This is a genomic window from Streptomyces sp. M2CJ-2, assembly GCF_016757295.1.
Taxonomy (GTDB): Bacteria; Actinomycetota; Actinomycetes; order Streptomycetales; family Streptomycetaceae; genus Streptomyces.
In genome coordinates, this window is the sequence record NZ_JAESIF010000110.1 from 1 (window position 1) to 11945 (window position 11945).

Annotated in this window: 3 protein-coding genes; all 3 read right to left on the reverse strand. The window is 76.7% G+C overall.

Annotated elements, in window-relative coordinates:
- Nucleotides 1-3744 (reverse strand): type I polyketide synthase (locus tag JL475_RS36115; RefSeq protein ID WP_202282429.1); only part of this gene is annotated, 3744 nt, incomplete at its 3' end.
- A gap of 142 nt (nucleotides 3745-3886) precedes the next feature.
- Nucleotides 3887-8755, reverse strand: a complete 4869-nt coding sequence (locus JL475_RS36120; RefSeq protein WP_202282430.1) for a type I polyketide synthase — start codon at nucleotides 8753-8755, stop codon at nucleotides 3887-3889.
- Nucleotides 8752-11945: type I polyketide synthase (locus JL475_RS36125; protein ID WP_202282431.1), on the reverse strand; the 3194-nt coding region annotated here is incomplete at its 5' end. The genes JL475_RS36125 and JL475_RS36120, both read right to left, overlap by 4 nt.

An 11945-nucleotide genomic window follows, 5' to 3' on the forward strand; every position in this document is an offset into this window, starting at 1 on the left:
CGGGTCGTCGCCGCCGGGGACGCGCAGGACGGCGGCGTCGGCCGCGGCCGCGGCGGGGTCGGTGTAGTCGGCGACGGTGAGCGGGCGCGGGGCGGTGTCGGGCCGTATGGGCTGCCAGCGCAGCTCGTACAGCGGGTCGCGGCGGGTGGCGGCGGCCATGTCGCGGGCGGTGACGGGCCGGAAGGCGGCCCGCTCCAGGGTGGCGACGGGCGCGCCCTCGGCGTCGGCGACGGACACGGTGAACGCGTCGTCGCCGGCAGGGGTGAAGCGGACGCGCAGCCGGTCGGCGCCGGAGGCGTGGAGTTCCACGCCGGTCCAGGAGAACGGCACGTGGCCGGCGGCGTCGCCGTCGCCGACGGCGGCCCGCAGGGCGTGCGTCGCGGTGTCGAGGGCGGCCGGGTGCAGGCCGTACCGGGCGGCCTCGGGCGCGGCGCTGTCGGGCAACCGCACCTCGGCGTAGACGTCGTCGCCGCGGCGCCAGACGGCGGTGAGGCCGTGGAAGGCCGGTCCGTAGTGCAGGCCTGCGTCGGCGAACGCGTCGTGCAGCCCGTCCAGGTCCACGGGTGCGGCGTCCGACGGGGGCCAGGCGGTGAGCGGGGTGCCGAGGTGGCCGTCGGCGGGGGCGAGCGTTCCGGTGGCGTGGGTGGTCCACGGCTCGTGGGGCGCGGCGCCGCCGGGGCGCGCGTGTACGGCGACGGAGCGCTGTCCGGAGGCGTCCGCGGGGCCGACGGCGATCTGGAGCGTGACCGAGCCGGTGTCGGGGATCAGCAGGGGCGCGCCGAGGGCCAGTTCGGCGACGCGCGGGCAGCCGGCCCTGTCGCCGGCGGCGACGGCGAGTTCGAGGAACGCCGTGCCGGGCAGGACGGCGTGGCCGCCGGCCCGGTGGTCGCCCAGCCACGGCTGGGTGGCGGTGGACAGCGTTCCGGTCAGCAGCACCCCGCCGGCGTCGGCGAGGGTGACGGCGGCGCCGAGCAGCGGGTGCGGTGCGGGGTCGAGTCCGGCGGCGGCGACGGCGCCGCGGGCGCCGCGGGTGGCGAGCCAGTACCGCTGGTGCTGGAAGGCGGTGGTGGGCAGCTGTACGGGCCGGGCTCCGTGTCCGGCGTACACCTGGGCCCAGTCGGGGGTGTGGCCGCTGACGTGCAGCCGGGCGACGGCGGCGAGCGCCGCGGCGGGTTCGGGGCGGTCCTTGCGCAGGACGGGTGCGAGGACGACGCCGGCGTCGGGGAGGCTTTCGGCGACGAGGGCGGTGAGCACGCCGCCGGGGCCGAGCTCGACGTAGCGGACGGTGCCCTCGTCGGCGAGGGTGCGGACGCCGTCGTGGAAGCGGACCGCCTCGCGGACGTGGCGGGTCCAGTACTCGGGGGAGCAGATCTCCTGGGCGGCGGCGATCCGGCCGGTGACGTCGGAGACGACGGGGATGGCGGGCGGCGCGTAGGAGACCTCCTTCGCGGCGCGGCCGAAGGCTTCCAGCATGCCGTCGACGTGGTGGGAGTGGAACGCGTGGGACACCCGCAGCCGCCGTACGCCGCGGCCCTGCGCGCGGAAGTGGTCGGCGAGGGCGAGGACGGCGTCCTCGTCGCCGGACAGGACGACGGAGGACGGGCCGTTCACGGCGGCGATGCCGGCGCGTTCGGTGAGCAGCGGCCGCACCTCGTCCTCGGTCGCCGCGACGGCGACCATGGCGCCGCCCTCGGGCAACGCCTCCATCAGCCGGGCCCGTTCGGCGACGAGGTGGCAGGCGTCGGGGAGGGTGAGGACGCCGGCGGCGTGGGCGGCGGCGATTTCGCCGACGGAGTGGCCGAGCAGCAGGTCGGGGGTGATGCCCCAGGAGCGCAGCAGCCGGAACAGAGCGACCTCGACGGCGAACAGGGCGCACTGGGCGTAGCCGGTGCGGTCCAGGGCGTCGGCGTCGGTGTCGATGACCTCGCGCAGCGGGCGGTCGAGCCGGCCGTCGAACGCCGCACACACCTCGTCGAAGGCTTCGGCGAACACGGGGAAGGCGGCGGCGAGTTCGCTGCCCATGCCGAGGCGCTGGGTGCCCTGGCCGGGGAAGAGGAACGCGGTCAGGCCGTCCTTGGCGGTGCCCTGCACGGTCTCGGGCGTGTCGTTGCCGTCGGCGAGGGCCGTGAGGGCCCGCAGGGCGGCGGTGGTGTCCTCGGCGAGGACGACGGCGCGGTGGTCGAGCGGGGAGCGGGTGGTGCCGAGGGCGTGCCCGAGGTCCAGGGCCGCGGGCAGGTCTTCGGGCCCGGCGGCGAGGTGGTCGGCGAGGGCGCGGGCCTGGGCGCGCAGCGCCGTCGCGGTGTGTCCGGACACGGGCCAGGGCAGCGGGGTTCCGGCCGGCCAGGCGCGGACGGGGGCGTCGGTGGCGGGCGGTTCCTCGTCGGCCGGGGCCTGTTCCAGGATGAGGTGGGCGTTGGTGCCGCTGACGCCGAAGGAGGACACGCCCGCCCGGCGCGGCCGGCCGGTGTCGGGCCAGTCGCGGGCCTCGGTCAGGAGCCGGACGGCGCCGGCGGACCAGTCGACGCGGGTGGTGGGGCGGGTGACGTGGAGGGTGGCGGGCAGCCGTCCGTGGCGCAGCGCCATCACGGTCTTGATGACGCCGCTGACACCGGCCGCGGCCTGGGCGTGCCCGATGTTCGACTTGACCGAGCCGACCCACAGCGGGTGCTCGGCCGGCCGGTCCTGGCCGTACGCGGCGAGGAGGGCCTGCGCCTCGATGGGGTCGCCGAGGGTGGTGCCGGTGCCGTGCGCCTCGACGGTGTCGATGTCGGCGGGGGTGAGGCGGGCGTTGGTGAGGGCCTGGCGGATGACCCGCTGCTGGGAGAGGCCGTTGGGGGCGGTGAGGCCGTTGGAGGCGCCGTCGGAGTTGACGGCGGAGCCGCGCAGGACGGCGAGGATCTCGCGGCCGTTGCGGCGGGCGTCGGACAGCCGTTCCAGCAGCAGCAGGCCGGCGCCCTCGGCCCAGCCGGTGCCGTCCGCGTCGTCGGAGAACGCCTTGCAGCGGCCGTCGGCGGCGAGGCCGTTCTGCCGGCCGAACGCCACGAACGGGCTCGGGGTGGCCATGACCATCACCCCGCCGGCCAGGGCGAGGGTGCATTCGCCCTGGCGCAGCGCCTGCGCGGCGAGGTGGAGGGCGACGAGGGAGGAGGAGCAGGCCGAGTCGACGGTGAGGGCGGGTCCCTCCAGGCCGAGGGTGTAAGCGACCCGGCCGGAGATGACGGAGGCGGCGGTGCCGGTGGCCAGGTAGTCCTCGACGACCTGGGTCTCGGCGGTGTCCATCAGGTCCTCGTAGTAGTCCTGGGAGCCGCTGCCGACGAACACGCCGGCCCGGGCCCGCCGCAGCGACAGCGGAGGGATCCCGGCGCGTTCGAAGGTTTCCCAGGCGAGTTCGAGGACGAGGCGCTGCTGCGGGTCCATGGCCAGGGCCTCGCGCGGCGAGATGCCGAAAAGCGCGGCGTCGAAGGCGCCCGCGTCGTGGACGAAGCCGCCCGCGAGGCCGCGGCCGTCGCCGGCGGGCCAGCCGCGGTCGTCGGGGCCGGGGCCGATCGCGTCCGTGCCGGTGTCGACCAGCCGCCACAGGTCCTCGGGCGAGCGGACGCCGCCGGGGTAGCGGCAGGCCATGCCGACGACGGCGATCGGTTCCTGGCCGGCGGACTCGACCTCGCGCAGCCGCTCCCTGGTCTCGTGCAGGGTGGCAGTCACACGCTTGAGGTAATCGAGGAGTTTCTCTTCGCTCGTAGCCATCTCAGCCTCTTACTCGATGCACTCGGTCGTCGGTCCGGGGCGGAACCCGGGCGGGTGTGCCGGCGCGGCACGTGGGGCGGTGCCCGGCCGGCCGGGCGGGTACGGCGGGCGGACGCGGTGGGTCCGGTGCCGGGGGTACGGGTCAGCCCGTGCCGAACTCCCGGTCGATCAGGTCGAAGAGGTCGTCGGCGGTGGCGGTGTCGAGGCGTTCGGCCAAGTCGGGGCGGCCGTCCTCGGCGAGGACGTCGGTGAGCCGGGCGGCCAGCGCCTGGAGGCGGGCGGTGACGGCGTTGCGTTCGATCTCCTCGCGCGGCAGGCCGGTCAGCAGCGTCTCCAGCCGGTCGAGCTGGGCGGCGACCGGTTCGGCGGTGGCGGCGTCCTCGCCGGACAGTTCGGCAGCGAGGTGACCGGCCAGCGCGCGGGGGGTGACGTGGTCGAAGACGACGGTGGTCGGCAGCCGCAGACCGGACGCGGCGGAGAGCCGGTTGCGCAGGTCGACGGCGGTGACGGAGTCGAATCCGGCCTCCTTGAAGGCACGCCCGGGGTCAACGGCCGCGGGCCCGTCGTGGCCGAGGACGGCGGCGACCTGGGTGCGGACCAGGTCCAGCAGGGCGCGGTCGCGCTCCACGGCGGACAGGCCCGCCAGCCGGTCGGCCAACTGGCCCGATCCGGCGGCGGCCCCGGTGCCCGTGTCGTCGCCGCCGTCGAGGACGCGGCAGGCGTCCGGCAGGTCGGCCAGCAGCGGGCGGGGCCGGGCGAGGGCGTAGACGGGCGCGAAGCGCTCCCAGTCGATGTCGGCGACGACGAGGTGCCCTTCGCCGTGGCCGAGGGCCGTTTCCAGCGCGTCCAGCGCCCGGGCGGGGTCCATCTCCGCCAGTCCCATCCGGCGCAGCGCGTCGGCGGCCTCGCCGGACACCATGCCGCCGCCGCCCCAGGAGCCCCAGGCGATGGAGGTGGCGGCCAGTCCGCGGGCGCGGCGGTGCTGCGCGAGGGCATCGAGGTAGGCGTTGCCCGTCGCGTACGCGGGGCGGCCCTTGGTGCCCCAGACGGCGGCACCGGAGGAGAACAGCACGAACGCGTCGAGCGGCCGGTCGCCGAGCAGCCGGTGCAGGTGCGCCGCGCCGGCGACCTTCGCCCGGCAGACGGCGGTGAAGTCGCCGGCCGGGTACGCGGCGAGCGGCGGCTCGTCGGACAGCACACCGGCGGTATGCACGACGGCGGTCAGCGGCGGTTCGGCGGGGAGGGACTCGAGCAGCGCCGCCAGGGCGTCACCGTCGGAGACATCGCAGGCGGCGAGGGTCACCCGCACGCCCTGGGCGGTGAGCTCGGCGGCCAGGGCCTCGGCACCGTCGGCCCGCGGCCCGCGGCGGCTGGTGAGCACCAGGTGCTCGGCGCCGGCGGTGGCGAGCCGGCGAGCGGCCTGGGCGCCGATCGCGCCGGTGCCGCCGGTGACCAGCACCGTGCCGCGGGGGGACCAGGGGCGGTCGGGTGCGGCGCCGTCGAGGGGAGCGCGTACCAGACGGCGGGCGAAGGTACCGGTGGGGCGTAGCGCCAACTGGTCCTCGCCGGGGGCGGCGGTGAGGGCGGCGCACAGTTCCGCGACGGGCAGCGCCCCGCCGGGCAGGTCGATCATGCCGCCCCAGGTGTCGGGGCGGTCCAGCGCCAGCACGGTGCCGGCTCCCCACAAGGCGCCCGCGGCGGGGTCGACGTCCTCGAAACGGTCCACGGCTACCGCGCCGCGGGTGACGGCCCAGAACGGGGCGGTGAGCCCGGCGTCGTCGGCGGCCTGGAGGAGCGTGAGGGTGGTGGCGGCGGAGAACGGCAGGCCGGGGCAGTCGGCCTCGGGCCGCGGGTCGAGGCCGAGGAGGGACAGGATGCCGACCATGGCGGTGCCGTCGGTCAGGGCGCGCAGCCGTGCGGTGAGGTCCGCGCGGTCGGTGCCGGGTACCTCGATCCGCAGCGGCCTGGCGCCGAGCGCGGCCAGCCCGTCGGCTATACGGTCCGCTTCGGCGTCGAGGCCGGGGGGTACGACGAGCAGCCAGGTGCCGGTCGGCTGCCGCTTCGGCGGCGCGGGGACGGGCTGCCAGACCACCCGGTAGCGCCAGGAGTCGACGACGGCGTCCTCGCTCTGCCGCCGGTGCCAGGAGTTCAGCGCGGGCAGCACCTCGTGCAGCGGGGCGGCTCCGGTGCCCAGGCGGGCGGCGAGGGCGTCGGCGTCGGAGCGGGCCACCTCGTCCCAGAAGGCGCTGTGCGCGCGGCCGGTGCCGGGCGCGTCGGCGTCCTGCTCGAGCGGGGTGGTGTACGCCTCCCAGTAGTGCGTGCGCTGGAAGGGGTAAGTGGGCAGGTCGACGGTGCGCCCGCCGGGGAAGAACCGGGTCCAGTCGGGGCTGCCGCCGCGGACGTACAGTTCGGCGGCGGAGGCGGCGAACCGGTTGAGGCCGCCCTCGTCACGGCGCAGGGTGCCGGTCACCACCGTCGGGTGGGCGGCGTCCTCCAGCGTCTCCTGGACGCTGAGGGCGACCACGGGGTGCGGGCTGACCTCCACGAACACGGCGTGGCCGCGCTCGGCCAGCTCCCGTACCGCGGGGGCGAACCGGACGGTGCGGCGCAGGTTCTCGTGCCAGTACGCGGCGTCCAGGTCGCCGGCCGCCACCCAGGCGCCGGTGACGGTGGACAGCATCGGGATCCGGGCGGGGCCCGGGTCGAGGGGGGCGAGGTCGGTGAGCAGACGCTCCCGCAGCCGGTCCACGTGGGCGGAGTGGGAGGCGTAATCGACCTCGACGCGCTTGACCCGGCGTACCCCGACGGCCTGGAGTTCGTCGCGCAGCTCGCCGAGGGCGGCGCCGTCTCCGGAGAGCACCACCGAGCGGGGGCCGTTGTCCGCGGCGAGGGAGATCCGGCCGGCGAAGCGCTCCAGCCTGGCGGCGAGTTCGGCCTCGGGCAGCGCCACGGACAGCATGCCGCCGCCGAGGCCGCCGAGCATCTCGCCGATCGCGCGGCTGCGCAGCGCCACCACCCGGGCGCCGTCGTCGAGGGACAGCGCCCCGGCGACGCAGGCAGCGGCTATCTCGCCCTGCGAGTGGCCGACGACCGCGTCGGGGCGTATGCCGTACGACTCCCAGACGGCGGCGAGCGACACCATCACCGACCACAGCACCGGCTGGACGACGTCGACCCGGTCGGCCGGCGGGGTGCCGGGCTCGCCGCGCAGCACGGCGGTGACCGACCAGCCGGTGTAGGGGGCGAGGGCCTTCTCACACTCCTCCAGCCGGTCGGCGAAGACGGACGACTCGGTGAGCAGGCGCACCCCCATGCCGGTCCACTGGGAGCCCTGGCCGGGGAAGACGAACACGGTCCTGCCACGGACGTCGGCGACGCCGGTGACGGTGCCCGCCGGGGTCCCGCCTGCTGCCAGCGCCCGCAGGCCGGCGGTGAGCTCGCTGTGGTCGCGGCCGATGACGACGGCGCGGTGCTCCAGCGCCGACCGGGTGGTGGCCAGTGAGGCGCCGATGTCGGCGAGGGCGGGGGCCGGGTCGTGGCCGAGGCGGTCGGCGAGCCGCGCGGCGCGGTCGCGCAGCGCCTCGGGGACGCGTGCGGACAGCACGAGGGGCGCGGTGAGGGGCGGTCCGGGCACCGGGGCGCCGTCGCCGTCGTCGGGTGCCTCCTCGAGGACGACATGGGCGTTGGTGCCGCTGATGCCGAAGGAGGACACGGCGGCGCGGCGGGGCCGGCCGCCGCCCGGCCACGGCACCGGCTCGGCCAGCAGGCGGACGGTGCCCGAGGACCAGTCGACGTGGGTGCTGGGTCGCTCCGCGTGCAGCGTCCTGGGCAGTGTCCCGTGCCGCAGGGCCTGCGTCATCTTGATGACGCCGGCGACTCCGGCCGCCGCCTGGGCGTGCCCGATGTTGGACTTCAGCGAGCCGAGCCACAGGGGCTCCTCGGCGGTGTGCCGGCGGCCGTACGTGGCGAACAAGGACTGCGCCTCGATCGGGTCGCCCAGCGCCGTGCCGGTGCCGTGCGCCTCGACGGCGTCCACGTCGGCGGGGGTGAGTCCGGACTCCGCCAGGGCGCGTTCGATGACGGCGACCTGGGAGGGGCCGTTGGGCGCGGTGATGCCGTTGCTGGCACCGTCCTGGTTGACCGCGGAGCCGCGCAGGACGGCCAGGACGGTACGCCCGTTGCGGCGTGCGTCGGACAGCCGCTCCAGGACGAGGACGCCCACGCCCTCCGCCCAGGAGGTGCCGTCGGCGTCGTCGGAGAACGCCTTGACGCGTCCGTCGGGCGCCAGCCCTCGCTGTCTGCTGAACTCCACGAACATGTCGGGCGTGCCCATCACGGTGACACCGCCGGCCAGTGCGAGAGTGCACTCGCCGGCCCGCAGCGACCGCATCGCCTGGTGGATGGCGACCAGCGACGAAGAGCAGGCGGTGTCGACGGACACCGCGGGCCCCACCAGGCCCAGGCTGTACGCCACCTGCCCGGAGACGAGGCTGCCGCCGGGGCTGCCGCCGTGGTAGTCGTGGTACATCACCCCGGCGAACACGCCGGTGGCGCTGCCGGCCAGCGACTGGGGGTCGATACCGGCGCGTTCCACGGCCTCCCAGGCCGTCTCCAGCAGCACCCGCTGCTGGGGGTCGGTGCGCCGGGCTTCCTTGGGGCTGATGCTGAAGAAGTCCGCGTCGAACGCGGGCGCGTCGTAGAGGAAGCCGCCGGTGCGCACATAGGTGCGGCCCGGCTGGTCCGGTTCCGGGTCGTAGATCCGCTCGACGTCCCAGCCACGGTCGGCGGGGAAGGGCCCGATGGCGTCGACGCCGTCGTCGACGAGCCGCCACAGCGCCTCCGGTGAGTCGACTCCGCCGGGGTAGCGGCAGCCCATGCCGACGATCGCCACCGGTTCGTCGTCCCGCGCCTCCAGTTCGCGCAGCCGCCGCCTGGTCTGCTTCAGGTCGGCCGTGGCGCGGATGAGGTAGTCGCGGAGCCGGTCTTCGTTCATCGCCGCGTGCTCGGTCATGACCTGCCCAATTCGTCGTCCAGTACGGAGAAGAGCTCGTCGTCCGAGACCGTGCGCAGGTCGTCCTCGGTGTCGGCGAGTTCGCCGGGGCCGCCGTCCGCGGTGCGCCACTTGCGCAGCAGGGCGTCGAGCCGGGCGGTGACCCGAGCCCGGCCGACGGTGGGCCCGCCGGGCCGGCCTGGGCCCGCGGTGGGGTCGGCGGGGGCGGCGGCGAGGGCGTCGAGGACGGCCTCCAGCCGCTGGATCTCGGCGAGCACCGGTTCGACCGGGTCCGTCTGCCCGGGGTCGATCCGGCCGCCGAGGTAGCGGGCGAGGGCGGCCGGGGTGGGGTGGTCGAAGACAACGGTGGCGGGGATGTCGACACCTGCCGCCGTACCGAGCCGGTTGCGCAGTTCGATGGCGGCGAGGGAGTCGAACCCCATCTCCTGGAAAGCCCGTTCGGGATCGACGGCGAGCGCCGAGGCGTGCCCGAGGACGGCTGCGACGTGCGCGCACACCCCGTTGAGCAGGAACGCGGCACGCTCCGCGGGAGGCAGTGCGGCCAGCCGTCGCGCCAGCCCGCCCCGCTCCTCCCCCGCGCCGGTGGCGCGCCGCGCGGCGGCGGGGCCGCGGGCCAGTCCGCGCAGTGCCGGCGGCACCTGGTCGGCGCGGGCGCGCAGCGCCTGCCGGTCGACCTTCAGCGGCAGGACGGCTGCGTCCGGCGAGGCGAGCGCCGCGTCGAACAGGGCGAGCCCTTCGGCGGGGGTGAGTGCCGGGAGGCCGAGCCGTTCGAGACGCCGCCAGTCGGCGTCGCGCAGCAGCGCGGCCAGTCCGTCCTCGCCCGACCAGGCGCCGTAGGCGAGGGACTGGGCGGGCAGTCCGGCGGCGTGGCGCCGCTCGGCGAGCACGTCGAGGAACACGTTCGCCGCGGCGTACCCGCTCTGCCCGGCGCCGAGGACGGTACCCGCGGCGGAGGAGAAGAGCACGAAGGCGGCCAGGTCACGGTCCCGAGTGAGTTGATGGAGGTGCCAGGCGCCGTCCACCTTCGGCCGCAGGACGGCGTCGAGCCGTTCGGCGGTGAGGGATTCGGCCAGTCCGGTGTCGGCGACGCCGGCGGCGTGCACCACGGCGGTCAGCGGCCGGTCGGCGGGGACGCTGTCGAGGAGGGCGGCCAGGGCCGCCGGGTCGGCGACGTCGCAGGCGACGACGCGGGGTGCGGCGCCCAGCGCGGCGAGTTCGTCGGCGAGGGCGGCAGCGCCGTCGGCGTCGGGCCCGCGTCGGCTGGTGAGCAGCAGGTGGCGGATGCCGTGCGCGGTGACGAGGTGCCGGGCGAGCAGGGCGCCGAGTCCGCCGGTGCCGCCGGTGATGAGCACCGTGCCCGCCGGGTCGAGCGCCGCGGAGTCGGCGCGGGGCGCGGTGGCCGGGGTGAGGCGTGGTACGAGGAGCGCGCCGGCGCGTACCGCGCTCTCCTGCTCCCCGGACGCCAGGGCGGCGCGCAACCCGGGGGCGTCGGCCATGTCGTCCAGGTCGACGAGGACGATCCGGCCGGGATGCTCCGCCTGGACGGCGCGGACCAGCCCCCACAACGGGGCGGTCCGCAGGTCGGCCGGGTGCGCGGGGTCGGTGGTGACGGCGCCACAGGTGACGACGGCCAGCCGGGTTCCGCCGAACGCGGGTGTCGCGAGCCAGGTGCGCAGGGCGGTGAGGGTGTCGCCGATGACGGCACGGACGGTGGCCGGGGTGGTGTCGTCGTCCGGGGTGGCCGGTTCGGTCGCGGGGACGGGCGGCGCGGTGGCGGTGGCGGTGGCGGTGAGGACGACGGTGGTGGGTGCGGGGGTGCCGTCGGCCACCGCCGCGGCGAGGGCGGTCAGGTCGTCGTGGCAAGCGGGGTCGCCGGCGCCGTCCCAGGCCGCGCGCAGCCGGGGCGCCGCGGGGCCGACCAGGGCCACCGGCTCCGCCGCGTCCGCGGGCGCGCCGTCAAATCCCGGCAGCGCCTCCCAGCCGAGCCGGAACAGGTCGCCGCCGCCGCGCTGGTCGAACCGGCCGGCCTCCACGGGCCGCGCCGCCAGCGACTCGACGGACGCGACCGGCGCCCCCGTGGCGTCCGCGACGTCCACGGCCACGGCCCGCTCGCCGCGGGGCAGCAGCCGCACTCGCAGCACGGACGCGCCGGGCGCGTACACCCGTACTCCCGTCCAGGCGAAGGGCAGCGCGGGGGCGTCGTCGTCGGAGGCCAGCAACTGGGCGTGCAGGGCGGCGTCAAACAGCGCCGGGTGCAGGCCGAAGGATGCGGGGTCGATCCCCGCCTGCTCGGTGGGCGCGACCTCCGCGAACAACTCCTCACCGCGCCGCCACACACCGCGCAGCCCGCGGAACGCCGGACCGTAGCCGAAGCCGATGTCCGCCAGCGCGGCGTAAGGGTCCTGCAGTTCGACCGGTTCGGCGCCGACCGGGGGCCATACGGTGAGGTCCTGGGGACTACCGGACGCCGGCCGGTCGTCGAGAACGCCGGTGGCGTGCCGCGCCCAGGCACCGTCCACGCCGGCGGTCTCGTCACGGGCATGGATCGTCAGGACGCGCCTGCCCTCGTCGTCGGGGCCGTCGACGGCGACCTGTACGGCGACGCCGCCGGCGTCGGGCAGGACCAGCGGGGCGTGCAGGGTCAGCTCCGCCAGCCGCGGGGACCCGGCCTCCTCACCGGCGCGGATCGCCATCTCCACCAACGCCGTGCCCGGCACGACGACCGCGCCGTGCACCCGGTGGTCGGCGAGCCAGGGCTGGGCCTCGACGGACAGCCGCCCCGTCAACACCACACCGCCGGACTCCGGCAGCGCGACGACGGAGCCGAGCAGTCCGTGGTCGGCGGCCGTCTGACCCGCGCCGGCGCCGTCGTGCGCGCGGGCGCCGGCCAGCCAGTAGCGGCGGCGCTGGAAGGGATACGTCGGCAAGTCGACAGGGTGCGCACCGGTGCCCGCGTAGAACGCCTCCCAGTTGACGGCCAGTCCGCCCGCGTACAAACGGCCCATCGCGGCGATCAGCTCCGCCGCCTCCGGCCGGTCCCTGCGCAGCAGCGGGACCAGGGCGAACTCCTCCGCCCGCTCCCCCAGCGCCTCGGCGGCGAGGGCGGTCAGCACGGTGTCCGGGCCCAGCTCCACCAGGCGGGCCACCCCCGCGTCGGCGAACGCCCGCACGCCGTCCGCGAACCGGACCG